16 protein-coding genes and 3 tRNA genes are annotated in these 18,989 nt (G+C 32.9%); 14 read left to right on the top strand and 5 right to left on the bottom strand.

Going from position 1 to position 18,989, the window contains the following annotated elements; genetic code table 11:
- Nucleotides 1-32: 32 nt before the first annotated feature.
- Together cmk and rlmB are read right to left on the bottom strand one after the other, a co-directional pair.
- Nucleotides 33-671, bottom strand: coding sequence for a (d)CMP kinase (gene cmk, locus AACL09_RS04955; RefSeq protein ID WP_339047455.1), 639 nt, complete (start codon nt 669-671; stop codon nt 33-35).
- Nucleotides 668-1,390 carry a 23S rRNA (guanosine(2251)-2'-O)-methyltransferase RlmB gene (rlmB, locus tag AACL09_RS04950; protein WP_339047453.1) on the bottom strand — a complete coding sequence of 241 codons (723 nt, stop codon included), beginning with the start codon at nt 1,388-1,390 and terminating at the stop codon, nt 668-670. The genes cmk and rlmB overlap by 4 nt, the downstream gene beginning before the upstream one ends.
- Nucleotides 1,391-1,529: 139 nt before the next feature.
- Between rlmB and AACL09_RS04945 the strand changes: the two genes are divergently transcribed.
- The 12 genes from AACL09_RS04945 (at nt 1,530) to AACL09_RS04890 (ending at nt 15,354) form a co-directional block, all read left to right on the top strand.
- A tRNA-Tyr gene (locus tag AACL09_RS04945) sits at nt 1,530-1,612 on the top strand.
- An 8-nt stretch (nt 1,613-1,620) separates the two neighbouring features.
- Nucleotides 1,621-1,691: transfer RNA gene (locus tag AACL09_RS04940), tRNA-Gly, on the top strand.
- Nucleotides 1,692-1,731: 40 nt separating this feature from the next.
- Nucleotides 1,732-2,916, top strand: a complete 1,185-nt coding sequence (gene tuf / locus AACL09_RS04935) for an elongation factor Tu (RefSeq protein WP_339047451.1) — start codon at nt 1,732-1,734, stop codon at nt 2,914-2,916.
- 12 nt (nt 2,917-2,928) lie between these two features.
- A tRNA-Trp gene (locus tag AACL09_RS04930) sits at nt 2,929-3,002 on the top strand.
- Nucleotides 3,003-3,022: 20 nt separating this feature from the next.
- Nucleotides 3,023-3,223: a preprotein translocase subunit SecE gene (gene secE / locus AACL09_RS04925; protein ID WP_339047449.1), complete on the top strand. Its 201-nt coding sequence runs from the start codon at nt 3,023-3,025 to the stop codon at nt 3,221-3,223.
- The gene (locus AACL09_RS04920) at nt 3,213-4,211 is read left to right on the top strand and encodes a transcription termination/antitermination NusG family protein (protein WP_339047447.1); all 999 of its coding nucleotides are present in this window, start codon (nt 3,213-3,215) and stop codon (nt 4,209-4,211) included. Before secE ends, AACL09_RS04920 begins: the two co-directional genes overlap by 11 nt.
- 2 nt (nt 4,212-4,213) lie before the next feature.
- Entirely contained in the window at nt 4,214-4,669 is a 456-nt protein-coding gene (locus tag AACL09_RS04915) for a 50S ribosomal protein L11 (RefSeq protein ID WP_339047445.1), read from the top strand.
- A gap of 14 nt (nt 4,670-4,683) precedes the next feature.
- Nucleotides 4,684-5,373: a 50S ribosomal protein L1 gene (gene rplA, locus AACL09_RS04910; RefSeq protein WP_339047443.1), complete on the top strand. Its 690-nt coding sequence runs from the start codon at nt 4,684-4,686 to the stop codon at nt 5,371-5,373.
- Nucleotides 5,363-5,866, top strand: coding sequence for a 50S ribosomal protein L10 (gene rplJ, locus AACL09_RS04905; protein WP_339047441.1), 504 nt, complete (start codon nt 5,363-5,365; stop codon nt 5,864-5,866). The genes rplA and rplJ overlap by 11 nt, the downstream gene beginning before the upstream one ends.
- A 29-nt stretch (nt 5,867-5,895) precedes the next feature.
- Entirely contained in the window at nt 5,896-6,312 is a 417-nt protein-coding gene (locus AACL09_RS04900; protein WP_339047439.1) for a bL12 family ribosomal protein, read from the top strand.
- Between the two features lie 62 nt (nt 6,313-6,374).
- On the top strand, nt 6,375-14,642 hold the full coding sequence (rpoB, locus tag AACL09_RS04895) for a DNA-directed RNA polymerase subunit beta (protein ID WP_339047437.1): 8,268 nt from the start codon (nt 6,375-6,377) through the stop codon (nt 14,640-14,642).
- Nucleotides 14,643-14,790: 148 nt separating this feature from the next.
- Nucleotides 14,791-15,354, top strand: coding sequence for an NADH-quinone oxidoreductase subunit C (locus tag AACL09_RS04890; protein WP_339047435.1), 564 nt, complete (start codon nt 14,791-14,793; stop codon nt 15,352-15,354).
- Between the two features lie 27 nt (nt 15,355-15,381).
- Here the strand turns inward: AACL09_RS04890 and AACL09_RS04885 are convergent, their stop codons facing one another.
- Nucleotides 15,382-16,593 (bottom strand): dihydrolipoamide acetyltransferase family protein, encoded by a 1,212-nt coding sequence (locus AACL09_RS04885; RefSeq protein ID WP_339047433.1) that lies wholly within the window; start codon nt 16,591-16,593, stop codon nt 15,382-15,384.
- Nucleotides 16,594-16,689: 96 nt separating this feature from the next.
- Nucleotides 16,690-17,067: a hypothetical protein gene (locus AACL09_RS04880; RefSeq protein WP_339047431.1), complete on the bottom strand. Its 378-nt coding sequence runs from the start codon at nt 17,065-17,067 to the stop codon at nt 16,690-16,692.
- Between the two features lie 131 nt (nt 17,068-17,198).
- Here AACL09_RS04880 and AACL09_RS04875 point away from each other — a divergent pair, with 131 nt between their 5' ends.
- Together AACL09_RS04875 and AACL09_RS04870 are read left to right on the top strand one after the other, a co-directional pair.
- On the top strand, nt 17,199-18,203 hold the full coding sequence (locus AACL09_RS04875; RefSeq protein WP_339047429.1) for a pyruvate dehydrogenase complex E1 component subunit beta: 1,005 nt from the start codon (nt 17,199-17,201) through the stop codon (nt 18,201-18,203).
- Complete coding sequence (locus AACL09_RS04870; protein WP_339047427.1) at nt 18,200-18,478, top strand: BolA family protein; 279 nt, start codon at nt 18,200-18,202, stop codon at nt 18,476-18,478. Before AACL09_RS04875 ends, AACL09_RS04870 begins: the two co-directional genes overlap by 4 nt.
- A gap of 13 nt (nt 18,479-18,491) precedes the next feature.
- Here the strand turns inward: AACL09_RS04870 and AACL09_RS04865 are convergent, their stop codons facing one another.
- On the bottom strand, nt 18,492-18,968 hold the full coding sequence (locus AACL09_RS04865) for a cytochrome c oxidase assembly protein (protein ID WP_339049029.1): 477 nt from the start codon (nt 18,966-18,968) through the stop codon (nt 18,492-18,494).
- Between the last annotated feature and the right edge of the window lie 21 nt (nt 18,969-18,989).

Genomic DNA, 18,989 nt, shown 5'->3' with positions numbered 1-18,989 from the left:
TAACCTAGTTTTCATTTAACTTAAACTGTAATTTATTTTATTACAAGTATTTTTTTCGTAATCTCATTAAAAGCTTGTTCTAACTTTATGTATGAAGAATCGATGTAAATTGCATCTTCTACTTGTGTTAAGGGTGCTATACTTCTATTTGTATCTCTGATGTCCCTCTCTATCAATTTTAATAGTATCTTCTTATATGTTAATCTTTTCTTTAATGATATCAACTCTTTAAAACGCCTCTGAGCTCTAACAGATAGTTTTGCAGTGATAAAGAATTTTATGTCTGCATCTGGGCATACTATTGATCCTATATCTCTTCCATCTAAAACCGAACATTGAGAATAAGCAAGTTCTCTCTGTATATCTAATAAGATAGATCTTATTTCCTGTTTAGCTGCGAGTATTGATGCTAGCTTGCCAATTTCTTCTGAGTATAGTTCTTTATTATCATTGTTATAATAGTCATCAATTGTTAAAGAAGGAAATTGCTCTAAAAATTCTTTATTGATATATTGATTTTGCTTGCTTAATTTGAGTGCAAGTATTCTATATAATTTTCCAGTATTTATGTGCTGGAAGTTAAAAAGTGTAGCAACTTTTTTAGCGATAGTGCTTTTTCCCGAAGCAGCTGGACCATCAATTGCTACTATGAAGCAGTTCTTTCTTTTCATTTATTATATATTGAATATAAAACAATTGCTGCAGCATTAGAAACGTTCAAACTATCAATATTAGATGATATTGGTATCTTGATTAGAAAATCACAATTTTCTTTAACTAATCTTCTTAATCCTTTGTCTTCTGATCCTACAATGATTATTCTTTTATCATAAAATTTAGAGATTGAATCTAAATTTTGGCTTGCATGACAATCAAGTCCGTAACACCAATATCCTTGTTCTTTTAATAGCTTAATAGTTTTTACGATATTTGTAACATACAGTAAAGGTGTAATTTCTAATGTACCACTTGCAGCTTTAGCTATTGAAGCATTTTCACATGGTGAATGTTTGTAAGTTAAGATCAATGCATCCACTTCAAAACATGCTGAAGTTCTCAAAATTGAGCCTATATTATAAGTATCAGTGATCTGATCTAATATTAAGATAGTAGATTTATTTGTAGATTTTTCTATAGTTTCCTGTAGTTCAAAATTTTTTAATGGAGCAACTTTAAGTGCTATTCCTTGATGATTAGCATGAGGTGCCAAAATGGTATTAAATTTGTTGGTTTTTGCTACTTTTACGTTCTTTGCTGCTATATAAGCTTCTAGCTCTTTGTAATTTTGTTTATAAAAAGCTGGACTAAGTAATAATTCGTAGCACAACCTATTTTTATTTTTTAATGCAGAAATACAAGTATGTTTTCCATAGAGCCAAAATTGTTTCATTATTAAATATATAAAATGACACGATAAAATCTATTATATTGGAAAAATCAAAGATTTAGCAATTTTTACATTAATTTCTTGACACAATATAAGCTTTAAATTACTAATATAGGTTTTGAAATTAGACAATGTTAATTGAGGAGGGGTGACCGAGTGGTTAAAGGTAACAGACTGTAAATCTGTCCGCGTTTGCGTACGTAGGTTCGAATCCTACCTCCTCCATTGTTAGTGCGGGTATAGCTTAATGGTAGAGCCCTAGCCTTCCAAGCTAGTGGTGTGGGTTCGATTCCCATTATCCGCTCTTTGTAGGTTTTATTTTTTATTTGTTGTTAGAGGCACACATGAGTGAAGTAGAGAAGAGGAAATGTCATATAAACACAGGGACGATAGGGCATGTTGACCATGGGAAGACGACGTTAACAGCAGCGATTACAAAAGTGTTAGCAAGCAAAGGGCAAGCTAAAGCTATAGGGTATGATCAAATTGATAAAGCGCCAGAAGAGAAGGAGAGAGGGATAACTATTTCAACTGCGCATGTTGAATATGAAACGGAGAGTAGGCATTATGCGCATATAGATTGTCCTGGTCATGCTGATTATGTAAAAAACATGATAGTTGGTGCTGCACAGATGGATGTAGCAGTCCTTTTGGTATCTGCGGTTGATGGTCCTATGCCACAAACAAGAGAGCATGTATTGCTTTCAAGGCAAGTAGGAATAGAGCATATCATAGTTTTTTGCAATAAAGTTGATGTTGCAGATCAAGATATGATAGAGTTAGTAGAGATGGAGGTTAGGGAGTTACTAAATAAATATGGTTATAGTGGTGATGATGTTATAATAATAAAAGGTTCTGCACTTAAAGCATTAGAAGGCGATGAAAGTGAATTAGGTGAAGGTGCGATATTAAAATTAATGGAAGAATTAGATAAAATTCCTGAGCCTATAAGAGATTTAGATAAGACATTTTTAATGCCAATAGAGGATGTATTTACAATACCTGGACGTGGCACAGTAGTAACAGGTTGTATTGAGCGTGGTACGATAAAAGAAGGTGATGAGATAGAAGTAATTGGACTTAGAGAAGTACAGAAGACAGTTTGTACAGGTGTTGAGATGTTTAAAAAGAAGTTAGGACGTGGAAAAGCTGGTGATAATGTTGGTATTCTGTTGCGTGGTATAAAGAGAGAAGATGTAGAAAGGGGACAAGTTTTAGCGAAACCTGGTACAGTTATGCCACATAAGAAGTTCAAGGCTGAAATATATGTATTAAAAGCAGAAGAAGGAGGCCGTAAAACACCATTTGGGTCACATTATCAGCCACAATTTTATTTTAGAACAACTGATGTAACTAGTAACATGAAAATTTTAGACGGTAAGGAAATTGTAATGCCTGGAGATCAGGTAAGTATGGAAGTAGAATTGCAGAATCCTTGTGGAATAGCAATGGATAAGGGATTGAGGTTTGCAATAAGAGAAGGTGGTAAGACTATCGGTTCTGGTATCGTTAATGATATTTTAGTGTAGGTTTTATTGCATGAGAGAGTAGCTCAATTAGGTAGAGCGTTGGTCTCCAAAACCAAAGGTTATAGGTTCGATTCCTATCTCTCTTGCTTTTTTTATTAGGTTAGTGATGATAAAAACTTTAATGTGTTTTTTTGGTGAAATAAAACAGGAAATTGTTAAAATTTCTTGGGTAAAAAGAGAAGAGATTATGTCCTTTTTATTTTTAACTATAGTAGTAATATTATGTTTTTCTGTTTTTTTTTGTTTGGTGGATCTTACATTTTTTTATGTAATTAGAGTTCTACTTGGGATTATATATGATATATAAATCAGAAGAATATTTGGAAGAAGAGAGAAGGGTGCAAATATTTTTTAACACTATAGACGCCGTACAAGATGCAGATGAAGAAAGTTTAAAAGGTGTAATAGAAGTTTTTAAAGAAATATTAGCGCAAGGAATTGATGTTAATATCAGGAATGAAGAAGGTGAAACGCCTTTAATAAAGATTCTTAATTTAATTCCGACATCTGGTGATAAAGAAGATCAGTATTATGAAATGATCAATCTACTTATGAAAAATGATGCACTAGATATAAATCTTAAAGATAATAATGGAAGGAGTGCTTTAGATCTTGCTGTTTTATATTTGCTCGAAAAAATAATAGATTTATTATTGTATCATAAATCTATGACTTATGATACATTGAAAAGAACGATTCAATCTAAAGGACAAGATGATTTTAGTGAAGCAGTAAAGGAAAAAATAAAAAATTGTAAGCTTTATAGAGAGGATTTGGAAAAACAAGAGTATAAATGGTATATTATAGAAACTTTGCCGCGGAATGAAGAAAGAGTCTGTAATTCTATTTTAGATCCGGCAAGGAAATTATATCCTTTTTTTGTTAAAAAGACGCTTGCACCTTTTGTAGAAAATGCAACTAAGAAAACCTTTCTTTATCCACGTTATGTGTTTGTGTGTATGAAATTGTGTGATAAATCTCTTAAGATTATAAAAAATATAGAAGGGGTTTTTAGGTTCTTGGGCGGAGATAAACCGCGGATAGTAAGTGATACTGAAATTGATGTTGTGCTTAATAATTTAGGTCATAATGAGTTTTGTAATCAATCTAAACAGAAGTATGAAGTTGGGGAATCTGTGATAATTACACAAGGTGCATTCAAAGGTTTTTGCGGAGAATTGTTTTGTGTTAATTATGATAGAGGTGTTGCCAAAGTGAATGCAAGGGTATTTAAATTTTGTACATCACCAGTAGAAGTTAGATTAGATCAAATAGAAAGAGAAGAAAAGGATTAATTATGAAGAGTGCTACTGTTACATCTAGAGTTAAGTTAAGCATGAATGTGGGTAAGGCAGTGCCAGGGCCTAAGATTGCTTCTGTCCTTGGTCCACGTGGTATTGCTATACCTAAATTCTGTGAAGCTTTTAATAAAATGACTAGTGATAGTAACAAATATAAAATTGGAGACTCAATTGCAGTAAGGGTAATTGTGTATGATAACAAATCTTATGACCTTTTTGTTAATAATGCACCTGCAGTTTCTGATTTGTTGAAACAAGCTACTTGCTTGGCAAAGGGAACAAGTGATCCTGGTAAGAAAATTGTATCTAAGATTGATAAATCCGTGCTGACTGATATAGCTAAGCGTAAGATGTCTGATATGAAAATTAATAAATTAAAATCTGCGCTAAAAATGGTGTTAGGTACTGCTCGTTCCATGGGTATAGAAATTGAAGGTCTAGAAGAAGATTAATTTATAGGTATTGGATGCAACAAGATAATTTACAAACTTATGATATTATTGATTGTTTAGAAATGATTGTGGGTTCTTCGTCAACTAAATTTGTTGAATCTGTTGATGTTGCTGTGAGGCTTAATGTAGATGTGCGTAAGCCTGAGGAGCAGGTTAGGGGTGTAGTTGTGCTGCCTAAAGGTGTTGGAAAAGATATTAAAGTTGCTGTATTTACTGATAATGAATGTTTATTAAAGGAATTAGAATTTATAGCAGATGTTGTTGGTGGTGAGGATTTAGTTAATTCTGTAAAGGAAAATAAGAAGCTGCTAGATGTTGATTGGTGTATTACAACTTATGATTTTGTGGAACGTATTAAACCTATTGCTAAAATTCTCGGGCCTAGGGGGCTTATGCCTGATCCAAAATTTAACACTGTAACATCTGAAATTGTCAAAACGGTTAACATTATAAAATCTGGTCAAATTAAATTTAAGACTGATAAATATGGTATTATTCATGCTAAAATAGGAAATATACAATTCAGTGTTAAGGATTTATTTGCAAATTTTATGGCCTTGGCAAAAGCTATAAATAATGTTAAACCTAATGGTATAAAAGGGGATTACTTTAAGAGTATTTTTATTAATTCAACTATGGGTAAATCTTTAAGGGTTGATAAAGTGGGAAAAATATTTTCTAAGGAGTGTTATAGTGAAGCGTAGTTGCAAGCAAAAGCATTTGAATAATTTAATAAATGTTATATCTCAAAATAGTTTTGTGATTTTAGTTAATTTTGATTATCTTACTGCAGATGATTCAGTTAACTTAAGAAATGAAATAAAATCTACAGATGGTGGTTTTCTTGTTGTAAAAAATAGCTTAGCTCGTATAGCTATTGCTCAAGTAGGTAAGTTTAATTTTTTACTTGATAAATTTATTGGTCCAGTTGCAATAATATATTCATCCGATATGATAGCAACTATAAAAGTCTTAGTTAATTTTATTAATAATGATCACGAAAGAGTATCTATAATTTGTGCAACTAATTCAGATCGATTATTGACTAAAGATGATGTTGCTGCATTAGCTAAATTACCTTCTTTAGATGAAGTGCGTATTAAGATAATGCACTTAATATTTATGGTTCCTAATAGATTAGCTTATCTTTTAAATTTACCTGCTAGTAGGGTATTCAGAGTTTTAAACTCTAAATAAAAGTCTTTATTATTATTGAGGTTGTTGTTATGAATAGTGAAATTAATGAAAAAAGTTCTTTATTAGAACAAATACTTTCTTTGGATTTATTACAAGCTGCTGAGCTTGTTAAGGAATTAGAGAATAAATTAGGGTTACCCCTGATGGGTTCGTATGTTCATTCTACTCAAAATTCAGTAGAAAGTGGTTCTGAAACTCCTATAGTTGAAAAAACAGAGTATAGCGTTATTTTAAAAGAATTTGGTAGTGATAAAAAGGTATCAATTATTAAAGCTATAAGGGAAATAAAAGTAAACTATAATCAGGGTGAATTGACTTTAAAAGGTGCTATGGATTTTATTGGGTCATTACCAAAAGCTGTGGTCTCTAATACGTCAAAAGAAGAGGCTGAAAAAATTAAAAAAATGCTTGTAGATGCTGGTGCATCTAAAGTTGAACTTGAATAGTATTAGTTTAATTATACTTTAATTTTTGAGACACTTAAATGACTTCTTCCTTATCTTTAATAATGAGTAATTTGAATCTTTCTGCTTCAATTCCAAGGCTTTCTTATGCAAGATTAGCTGATTTAAGAAATTTTTTAGTAGATTTAATAAAAGTGCAAAGAGATTCGTATAACTCTTTTGTTGATATGGATCTTAATGGTAAAAATAAATTAGATTCTATGTTTCATTCAGTTTTTCCTATTTGTGATCCATTAGGGCGTGCAGTTCTTGAGTTTGTAAATTGTAAAATCGATAATCCTAAATATGATGAGTATGAATGTATAAAACGAGGCGTAACTTTTTCTATTGCTATTCGTGTAATGCTACGTCTTACCGTTTTAGATACTCAAGAACTTAAAGAGATAAAGAGTGAGGATGTTAAAGATAAGAGTATAAAGTACTTTAAGGAACAGGAAGTATTGATTGGTGAATTACCAATGATGACTGCCAAAGGAACTTTTATTATTAATGGAGTTGAAAAAGTTATAGTCTCTCAAATGCATAGATCTCCTGGTGTCTTTTTTGATAATGATAAAGGTAAAACATATAGTTCAGGTAAAATAATTTACTCTGCTCGTATTATTCCTTATAGAGGCTCATGGTTAGATTTTGAATTTGATGCAAAAGATATTCTCTATTTTCGTATTGATAGAAAGAAAAAATTACCTGTATCTTTTTTATTGAGAGCATTGGGCTTATCAAATAATGATATACTTGAAAATTTTTATAAAAAAGTAAAATATGTTAGGCATGGAGATCGTTGGAGAGTACAATCTTCGCTTGAAGGGCTTCAAAACATTAAGCTGCCTTTTGCTCTGACTGACATTAACAATAATGTTTTATTGGAAGCAAATATAAGAATAACTTCTAGGCTAATTAAGAAATTATATGAAGATGGTTTAAGGGAATATTTTATACCATTTACTGCTATATGTGGTTTATTTTTAGCAGAAGATTTAGTTGATGCATCAACTAAATCTGCACTTTTTTCAACCGGAGATTTATTAACTATTGAAGATGTAAAAAAAATAAAACTACTTTCTATTAATGAAATCTACTTATTAAATATAGATAATATTTCAATTGGACCGTATATTTTGAATACGCTGTTTTTAAATAAAAATATATCTTATCAAGATGCTTTGCTTGAAATATATCGAATTTTACGTCCAGGTGAAGCTCCAACGCTAGAGTTGGCAAAGTCCTTTTTTAATAATTTATTTTTTAATAATGAATATTATAACCTATCTGATGTTGGTAGAGTAAAACTTAACTTTCGTCTTGGGTTAAATTATGATGAAAATTTGACAATTTTAACTGTAGATGATATCATCGAGGTAATAAAAAATCTGGTTTTATTACGTGATAGTAAGGGAGAGGGTGATGATATTGACCATCTTGGTAATAGGAGAATAAGATCTGTTGGAGAATTTGTTGAAAATCAGTTTAGATTAGCTTTAATTAAACTCCAACGTGTTGCTATTGATTATATGTCGATTGCTAATTTTGATGATGTAGCGCCACGTGATTTTGTTAATCCAAGGGTCCTCACTACTGTTTTGAAAGATTTTTTTAATTCTTCTCAGCTTTGTCAATTCATGGATCAAACTAATCCTTTGTCTGAGATAACTCATAAGCGTCGGTTATCAGCTTTAGGACCTGGTGGGTTGACAAGAGATAGGGCAAGTTTTGAAGTACGGGATGTACACACAACTCACTACGGGCGTGTTTGTCCTATTGAAACGCCAGAAGGGCAAAATATAGGATTAATCAATAGTTTAGCTGTATATGCTCGTGTTAATAAATATGGCTTTATTGAGAGTCCTTATTGTAAGGTAGTAGATGGTGTAGTAACTGATCAGATAGAATATCTTTCTGCAATAGAAGAGGGTTTCTATTATATTGCTGATGCTAGTGCAAAACTTGATAAAAATAACCACTTTGTTGATGATATGTTATATTGTCGTTATAGTGGTAACTTTACAATGATCCAAAGTAATCAAGTAAATTATATTGATGTTGCTCCTAAGCAAGTTGTTTCTATTGCAGCTTCACTTATTCCTTTTTTAGAAAACGATGATGCTAATAGAGCACTAATGGGCTCAAATATGCAGCGTCAGGCAGTGCCTTTGTTAAAACCTGAGGCTCCATTAGTTGGTACTGGTATGGAGTCTATAGTTGCAGCTGATTCTTGTTATGTTATCTTAGCCAAGCGAGATGGCATAGTTGATCGTGTTGATGGTATATATATAGTTATTCGTGTTCTTGATGCAGAAAAAGAAAAATATTTGGATGTAGATATCTATAAAATGAGGAAATTTTCTCGTTCTAATCACAGTACTTGTATTAATCAGAGGCCTTTAGTGAAGCCTGGTGATTATGTAAAAAAGGATGATGTTATTGCTGATGGTTTTGCAATTGATAAAGGGGAGCTTGCTCTTGGAAGGAATTTATTAGTGGCATTTATGTCATGGCAAGGTTATAATTTTGAAGATTCAATTATCATTTCGAATACAGTTGTACAAGAAGATATTTTTACTTCAATACACATAGAGGAATTTGAATGTGTAGTTCGTGATACAACCTTAGGATCTGAAAGAATAGTTCGTTCTGTTCCTGATGTTAGTGAAGAATATTTGCATCATTTGGATGATATAGGGATTGTAAATGTTGGAGCAAAAGTTAAATCTGGTGATATTCTTGTTGGTAAAGTTACCCCTAAACCTTCAGTTTCTTTGCAGCCTGAAGAAAAGTTATTAATAAGCATTTTTGGTGAAAAAATATTTGATTGTACAGATTCTTCCTTATATTTACCACCGGATATTGAAGGAACTGTAATAGATATAAATATACTGATGCGTAGAGGTATCGAAGAGAATGATAGATTCTTATTGATAAAGCAAAGAGAAGTAGTGAATTTTAAGAAGGAATATGGATACGAAACTGATATAGTAAGTAATTATTTTTATAATAAGTTAAAGGAAATTTTAATTAATTCTTGCATTGAGCAAGATAGTAAGGTGCTTACTGTAACTGAAGAATTTTTAAGTTCTATTTCAAAAAGTCAATGGTGGAATTTGAAAATAAGGGATTCTTCTCTCTCAGAGGAAGTAGAAAAATTAGAAAAAGAATTCAATCTAAAAATGGACAATGTCCATGCTAAATTTAAACAGAAAATGGAGCAATTAAATTCTAGTTATGATTTACCTCAAGGTGTTTTAACTATAGTGAAAGTATTTGTTGCGGTGAAACATGGGTTGCAACCTGGTGATAAAATGGCAGGACGTCATGGTAATAAGGGTGTTATTTCTCGGATTGTTCCAGTGGAAGATATGCCATATTTGAAAGATGGAACTCCTGTTGACATAATTCTTAATCCTCTTGGCATTTCATCTAGAATGAATATAGGACAAATACTTGAAACTCATTTAGGTTTAGCATGTGTAAAGTTAGGGGAAAAAATTGGCAAAATGTTAGATAATTCTGATAAAGTCTCAGTATCTGACCTGCGGAGTTTTTTGTTACAAATTTATTGTAATGATCATGCTATGTGTGATCAGATAAAAGCATTAAATGATAACTGTTTGATATCATTTGCAGAAAGAATACGTAAAGGTATACCTATTGCGGCTCCTGTATTTGAAGGTCCAAAGGATTATGAAATAGCTAGATTGCTTGAGCTTGCCGACGTAGATAAATCTGGGCAGGTAGAGTTATATGATGGAAGGAGTGGTGAAAAATTTAACCGAAAAATGACAGTAGGGTATATATACATGCTCAAATTACACCACCTTATTGATGATAAGGTTCATGCTCGTTCGGTTGGTCCTTATAGTTTAGTTACACAACAGCCTCTTGGTGGAAAATCTCACTTTGGTGGTCAACGTTTTGGTGAAATGGAATGTTGGGCACTGCAAGCTTATGGAGCTGCATATACATTGCAAGAAATGTTAACAGTAAAATCTGATGATGTTATTGGTAGACTTAAGATTTATGAGTCAATAATTAGAGGTGATAGTAATTTTGAGTGTGGGATTCCTGAGTCATTTAATGTAATGGTAAAAGAACTGCGCTCTTTATGTTTGGATGTAACATTAAAACAAGGAAATGATATTATAGATATACCTTATTGTACTAGTATAGCACAGTCTTTTGATAAAATTGGTATACTAATTGCTAGTCCTGAGAGGATTAGGGCTATGTCTTATGGAGAAGTAAAAGATATTTCAACTGCAAATTATCGTACCTTTAAAGTAGAGAAAGGTGGATTATTTTGTCCAAAAATTTTTGGTCCTGTTAATGATTATGAATGTTTGTGCGGAAGATATAGAAAAAGAAGATATAGGGGGGTTGTTTGTGAAAAATGTGGTGTAGAAGTGACATCGTCTAAGGTTAGAAGGGAAAGGATGGGTCATATAGAGCTTGTGTCTCCAGTAGTACATATATGGTTTTTAAAATCTTTACCATCAAGGATTGGTACTCTTTTAGATATGTCTCTTAAGGAAATAGAGAATATTCTTTATGGTGGTGATTTTGTTGTTGTAAATCCTAGTGTTTCTCCTTTTGTTGAAGGTGAGATTCTTAATGAACAAACTTATAATGATGCTATAAATGAGTATGGTGAAGATAGTTTTATTGCCCTTACAGGTGCAGAAGCAATAAGAAAATTACTTGCGTCTTTAGATTTACACTCTATTAGGTCTGAATTGAGGGCTAAATTAGAGTCAGTTGTATCAGAGATTAAGAGGAAAAAAATTATCAGAAGGTTACGTATTGTTGAGAATTTCTTAAATTCTGGTAACAAACCTGAGCATATGGTGCTTACAACAATACCAATACTTCCGCCTGATTTGCGTCCATTGATTTCACTTGAGAATGGTCGCCCTGCAGTTTCTGACCTTAATCATCATTATAGGACTATTATTAATAGAAATAATAGGTTAAGGAAGCTGTTAAGCTTAAATCCGCCTAATATTATGGTTCAAAATGAAAAAAGGATGCTGCAGGAAGCTGTGGATGCTCTCTTTGATGGTGCTCGTCGTAGTAGTTTAGCAAATAAAGCTGGGAATGTTGGTTATAAAAAGTCCTTAAGTGATATGTTAAAGGGTAAACAAGGGCGCTTCCGTCAAAATCTTTTAGGTAAGAGGGTAGATTATTCAGGAAGGTCAGTGATAGTTGTTGGTCCTACATTGAAGTTACATCAGTGTGGTTTACCGAAGAAAATGGCATTGGAATTGTTTAAGCCTTTCATTTATTCCAAGCTTAGGATGTACGGTGAAGCTCCTACAATTAAGTTTGCTAGTAAGATGGTAAAATCTGAAAAACCAGAAGTATGGGATATTTTGGATGAAGTAATACGAGAGCATCCTGTCCTGTTAAATAGGGCTCCAACTTTACATAGGCTTAGTATTCAAGCGTTTCAACCTGTTTTAATTGAAGGCAAAGCAATACAATTACATCCTCTTGTTTGTACAGCATTTAATGCTGATTTTGACGGCGATCAAATGGCAGTTCATGTTCCTTTATCTTTAGAGGCACAACTTGAGGCAAGAGTGCTTATGATGTCAACAAACAACATTCTTAACCCTTGTAATGGAAAGCCAATTATAGTTCCATCTAAGGATATAGTGCTTGGTATATATTATTTAACGTTACAGCAACAGATTGATGATTTAGAAAGTAATAACTTAATGTATTTTTCTGATTTTGGATGTGTTGAACATGCTTTAAATTGCAAGGTGATTAATATACATTCTAGCATAAAATATAAAATGAAGCTTTTTAATAGTGATGGAGAGGAATATTATAGTATTGTTTTTACTACGCCAGGCCGCTTAATACTATGGCAGATTTTTCCTGAACATAAAAATTTAAACTTTAGTTTAGTTAATCAAGTTCTTACAGTGAAGGAAATAACTAATTTAGTTTCTTTGGTTTATAGAAATTGTGGTCAAAATAAAACTGTTTTATTTTCTGATAAGTTAATGTCTCTTGGTTTTGAATATGCGACACTTTCTGGAATTTCTTTTGGTTATTCTGATATGGTTATACCAGAAAGTAAAACTATGCATGTTAAAAATGCCAGCAATGAAGTAAGGAAATTTTCTATGCAATATCAAGAGGGATTGATAACCAAAAATGAAAAATATAATAAAGTTATTGATGAATGGTCAAGGTGTACAGATTTTGTAGCTAATGATATGGTTAAAGCCATGTCTGTTTGTGATAAAAAAAATGACTTGAATTCTGTCTATATGATGGCTCATTCTGGTGCGAGAGGATCTATATCACAGATGAAACAGTTAGCTGGTATGCGTGGTTTGATGACCAAACCTTCTGGAGAAATTATTGAAACCCCTATTATATCTAATTTTCGTGAAGGATTAAATGTGTTTGAATATTTTAATTCAACTCATGGTGCTAGAAAAGGCTTAGCTGATACTGCTTTAAAAACAGCAAATTCTGGTTATCTAACGCGTCGTTTAGTTGATGTTTCTCAGGATTGTATAGTAACTGGATATGATTGTGGCATAACAGATGGTATAATTGCTAAGGCAACTATAGAGGGTGGATCTATTGTTGCAACTTTATCTAGTGTTATTTTAGGAAGAGTAGCAGCTATTGATACTCATAATCCTGTTACAGGCGAAATATTAGCAAAAGCAGGAGAATTGATTGATGAAAATAAGGTTGAGCAGATAAATATTGGTGGGTTAGATGCCATGAAGATTCGCTCTCCTTTGACCTGTAAGTTTACTAATGGAGTATGTTCTTTATGTTATGGTAGGGATCTTGTAACTGGAAGATTTATTGCAATAGGTGAAGCAGTCGGTGTAATTGCCGCTCAATCTATTGGTGAGCCAGGAACTCAGCTTACCATGCGTACTTTTCATATTGGTGGTGCAGTAACTAGGGGAGCTGAGATTTCTGATATTGTTGCTGCTTTTAATGGAAAAGTGGAAATCATTAATAGCAATATAATAGTTGATAAAAATGATAATAAGATAGTTATGGGTCGTTCTTGTGAAGTAGTGTTATTGGATGATTTTGGCAATGAGAAATTCAGGCATAATTTACCTTATGGTGCAAAACTTTATATTAACGATGGAGAGAAAGTTGAAGTTGGAGATAAAATAGCAGAGTGGGATCCTTACACTGTTCCGATTGTAACGGAAAAAACAGGCGTAGTATCTTATAGAGATTTGATAGATGGTGTATCAATTAGTGAGGTGATGGATGAGTTGACTGGTATTTCGAACAGAGTAGTTGTAGACTGGAAATTGAGTATTCATGGAGCGAATATCCGTCCTAGGATAGTGCTACTCAACGATGCTGGTGATGTAATTACGCTTGCAAATGGTCTTGAAGCTCATTATTTTATGCCGATAGGAGCTGTTTTAAATGTACAAGATGGTCAAAAGGTATATGCTGGTGATGTAATTACAAGGATTCCTAGAGAATCGATAAAAACTCGTGATATTACTGGAGGATTACCTAGAGTTGTAGAATTGTTCGAAGCTCGTCGTCCTAAAGAGCATTCTGTAGTGAGTGAAATAGATGGTTATGTTGAATTTGGTAAAGATTATTATAGATCAAAGCGCCGTGTATTTGTTAATCCTGTAGATAGTCAGAATTCTCCAATAGAGTACCTTATCCCTAAGGGTAAGCATACTATAGTTAATGAAGGTGATTTTGTTCGTAAGGGTGATTTATTGATGGATGGTGATCCTGATCCTCATGATATTTTACGTGTTTTAGGAGTAGAAGCCTTAGCAAATTATATGATTTCTGAGATACAGCAAGTTTATAGGTTACAAGGTGTCCGTATTGATAATAAACATATAGAGGTTGTATTGAGGCAGATGCTACAAAGAGTAGAGATTACTGATCCTGGTGATACTATGTATCTAATTGGGGAAAGCGTTAATAAGCAGGAGATTCTGCAAGTTAATGAGTCATTCTTAAGTGCTGGTAAGAGGGGGGTAAGTTATATTCCAATTTTGCAAGGTATAACTCGTGCAAGTCTTGCAACTGGTTCATTTATTTCAGCTGCCTCGTTTCAAGAAACTACTAAGGTTTTAACGGAAGCAGCTTTTTATGGGAAAGAAGATCCTCTTTCTGGTTTAAAAGAAAATGTAATAGTTGGAAGGTTAATTCCTGCTGGTACTGGTCTTATTATGAATAAGCTCAAAAAACTCTCTACTCTAAATAAAGAAGATTATTCTCAGTACTATAACAATTTTGAGTTGTATAGTGATGAAGCTCTTGTGGAAGAAGAGAAAGTTCTTTAAAGGTGATTAAAAAGGAAGGAATTAGTTAGTAAGTAGATGAAACCTGTATTAAAAATACTTGGAAACACGAAAATTGTATATTCCTTCTATAAAATTGACAATTTAGTTAACCCTTTTAAACTCAAAGTTAAAAGCAGTATAAAAACATATGACAAAAGAGATTTTAAAAAGTATTAAATCAATAACTGGTGCTGACTGTATAAAAAAAGATAATTTCTTCCTAGAAGGAAAGTCTACAAAAGAAAAAATTACAGAGCATCTCAGTTTACTGCATGATAATCCAAAATGTAGATTTGAGGTATTAATTGATATTTTCGCTGTTGATTACCCACAAAGAGATAAACGCTTTGAGCTAATATATAATCTTCTTAGCATAGTACACAATGCTAGATTGTGTTTAAAACTTGAAATAGGAGAGAATGACTCTCCCCCAACGGTAACTAACATTTTTAGCACAGCATCTTGGTTTGAGCGTGAAGCGTTTGATATGTATGGTATAGAATTTACCGGGCACCCAGACTTACGTCGCATTCTTTCAGATTATGGATTTAAGGGCCATCCAATGCTTAAGGACTTTCCTCTTGTTGGTTATGAAGAGGTAAAATATGATATAGAAGCGAAAAAAGTTGTTTATAACCCGATAGACCTTGCACAAGATTTTCGTATGTTTGACTATCTTTCTCCGTGGAAGGGTACTGAGTATAAAAAATAGGACAAATAATAAATTTTCGAAAGTTTATTATAACAGCATCTGCAGTGGTGCTTCTATGTAAGATTTAAAGGTATTTAAAAACTTTGCAGCCAGTGCGCCATCAACTGTTCTGTGGTCAACAGAAAGTGTAATGCTTACCATATTTGCTATTTCTATTTTGTTGTCCATAACAATGGGTCTTTTTTCAGATGCACCCACCGACATTATACATGATTGAGGTGGATTGATTATTGCACTGAATTGTTTTATGCCAAACATGCCGAGGTTAGAAATAGTAAATCCTCCGCCTTGAAATTCTTCAGGTTTTAATTTCCCAGATTTTGCTCTACTGACCAGCTCTTTTACCTCTCTTGATATAGCCGATATATTTTTTTGGTTAGCGTTTTTAACAATAGGCGTAATAAGCCCATCTTCCAGCGCCACTGCCACTGAGATATCGACACTAGAATATTTAAGTATTTTATCTCCTGCCCATGATGCATTTACTTCTGGAGATTTCTCCATACTAAGAGCAACTGCTTTTATGATAAAATCATTGATTGTAACCTTACTGCCAGATGAATTGATTTCCTCTCTAAGCTTTAGCAACTTATCGATTTGGCAGTCTATTGTTAAATAAAAATGCGGAATGGTCTGCTTTGCTTCAAGCAGGCGTTGTGCTATAACCTGTCGCATACTGCTTACTTCAATAATTCCTTCATTTTCTACATTAATATTTGATTTTGCCTCAAGCACATCTGCTTTAATTATACGTCCATAAGGGCCAGTACCTTTTATAGATTTTAAATCTATGTTTTCTTTTTCTGCTATAACTTTCGCTAGTGGGCTGGCTTTAATTCTTCCACAACTTACTTCTGTAGCTTTTTTCTCAATAGTTTCATGTTTTTCATTTATTGTTTCACTAGGTTGAATTAGGTTTTGAGCGTTAGATTGATTTAAATTTTTAATATAATCATCTACTGAACTAATATATTCCTCTTTTGAAGCTATAATAGCAATTACTTGTTTCACTGGAACACCACTTATCCCTTCTGGGGATAAAATTTTAGCCATAATTCCATCATCTGCTGATTCCATCTCCATTACGGCTTTGTCAGTCTCAACTTCAGCAATAACTTCACCATATTTAACTTTATCTCCCTCTTTTTTTAGCCATTTAACTATTTTGCCACCAGTCTTGCTCATTGTTGGTGAGAGCGTTGGCATTATTATTTCTATGAACTTTTTATCTAGATCCATCATTCAGACATAAAACTTGTTTTATGTTAATGTAACTCTTCATTTTTGTAAAGAGATTGGGGGGATGAAAGAGGTAACATCAGTTACCTCTTTAAATTAAGCTGACTTTGAATTTTGTATCGAAACTACATCACCTTTAACATCAAATTTATCTTTAAATTTTGTACTAGGATCATCACTCACTTCTTTAATAGCGTCTTTGAATTCTTGCAATTCCTTGTCTTTATTACAACAAAGTATTGTGGTACCTATTAATGCAATAGCCATAACTGTAAAACCTACAGCTGCAGCAATTTTAAAAAGATTATTTTCCCCTAACTTGCTAAGATACTCCGGTTTGAATAAATTATTTACAACTGAAAGACCTACTGCAACTACTGAACCAAGCACTACTGTGCTACCAGCAGTGTATGCAGTATATTTAGCAAAAGTTTTCATGTTTTGTTTTGTTGTGTCTGAAAATTTTGTTCCCATTTTTAACTCCTTATTAATAAATTAATATTATAATGTTAATGCATATTTTTAATTAAGTCTATAGAAATATAATATTTATTATAGTTTTTTGATACTTAAATGTTATATTAATTAGTTCTAATCTTAATTATATGGCTCAATTAACTGTAAGAGAAGCTCTTTGTCAGGCTATAAAGGAGGAAATGAGGCAAGATCCTTTAGTGTTCATTATGGGTGAAGAGGTAGCAGAATATGAGGGGGCTTATAAAGTCACTAAAGGTATTTTAAAAGAGTTTGGGAATGAAAGAGTGATAGACACTCCAATAACTGAACATGGTTTTGCCGGGCTGGGGATAGGTGCAGCTTTTGCTGGGCTCAAACCAATAGTGGAGTTTATGACTTTTAACTTTGCTCTGCAAGCTATGGATCAAATTATCAATTCGGCAGCAAAAACAAACTATATGTCTGGAGGACAGCTTGGTTGCCCTATAGTTTTTCGTGGGCCAAACGCTTCTGCTGCACGAGTTGCTGCTCAACATTCACAATGTTTTGCTTCTTGGTATTCCCATATTCCTGGGCTTAAAGTCATTGCACCTTATTTTGCTTCTGACTGCAGGGGCCTTCTAAAAGCTGCAATTCGCGATCCAAACCCTGTTATATTTTTAGAACATGAAATAGCTTATGGTCATGAGCATGAAATTTTAGATTCTGAACTATCAAATGATAATTATACTGTAGAAATTGGTAAGGCGTCAGTGCTTAGACAAGGAAATGACGTAACTATTACTGCTTTTTCGCTAAAAATAAAAGATGCACTAGAAGCAGCAGATATACTATCAGCTGATGGAATTGATGCTGAAGTTATCGACCTTAGGACCTTAAGACCATTAGATACAGAAGCTATTGTAAATTCCGTACGCAAAACAAGTAGGCTTGTCAGCGTTGAAGAGGGATGGGGATTTGCTGGAATAGGGGCAGAACTTGCCGCTCTTATGATGGAGGAGGCGTTTGATTATTTGGATGCACCGGTTGCACGTGTTGCTGCCAAAGATGTACCTTTGCCGTATGCAGCAAATTTGGAATATAAAGCGCTACCACAAGTTGAGGATATAGTAAATGCAGCAAAACAAGTATGTTTTAGACAAAGGTTTTTATGAATATAACACAAGAAATAGAAAAAAAAATAAACAATGCAATCAATGCTCACTATATTAGTGTGATTGATGAATCTGATGATCATGCTGGACATCACTTTGTTTCACAATCTGCAACTTCTCATATTAAATTGATAGTTGTTTCTGATGATTTCAGCAATATGATCTCTTTAGCTAGGCACAAATTGATATATAAAATATTAGAAGAAGAGATAAAACTAATACATGCAATTTCCCTTAATCTATATACACAAGATGAATATCGATTAAATAAATGAGAAATTTTGCTATCTATTTTTTTAATTCAAAAAATGTATAAGATAGTGTTATTTCCTCTACGTCAGATGTTTCTGGATCTACTGCAATTTCAGGATCTATGAAAAAAGACACTGGCATGATTACTTTCTTTTTTGGCGGCAATACTTGCTCATTAAAACAGAAACAAGCTATTTTATTGAAATATTTCCCGGCCTTATAAGGCGTGACGTTATACACAGCCATCGCATTCATAGCGCTATCAGATAAATTCTCTATATAGTAAAACATAAGTTTTTGCTCTCCTGTTTTTATATCAGTATAGCCTAGCTCTGGTTTAAAAATCCATGGCAGGCCTGGCATTACATCAGCATTGAAATAAACTTTTATTTTTTTACTCTTTATATCTTTTGTTAGATCAAGAGATTTTACTTTTTTTGTCGTCCCACCATAACCTGTTACTTTGCAAAAAACTTTATATAACGGTACAGAAGCATAAGCTAAAGACAACATAGATAAAACTAAGAATAATAA

It is taken from the genome of Candidatus Mesenet endosymbiont of Phosphuga atrata (assembly GCF_964020175.1).
Classification (GTDB): Bacteria; Pseudomonadota; Alphaproteobacteria; order Rickettsiales; family Anaplasmataceae; genus Mesenet.
This window is presented reverse-complemented; position numbering and strand designations above follow the sequence as displayed.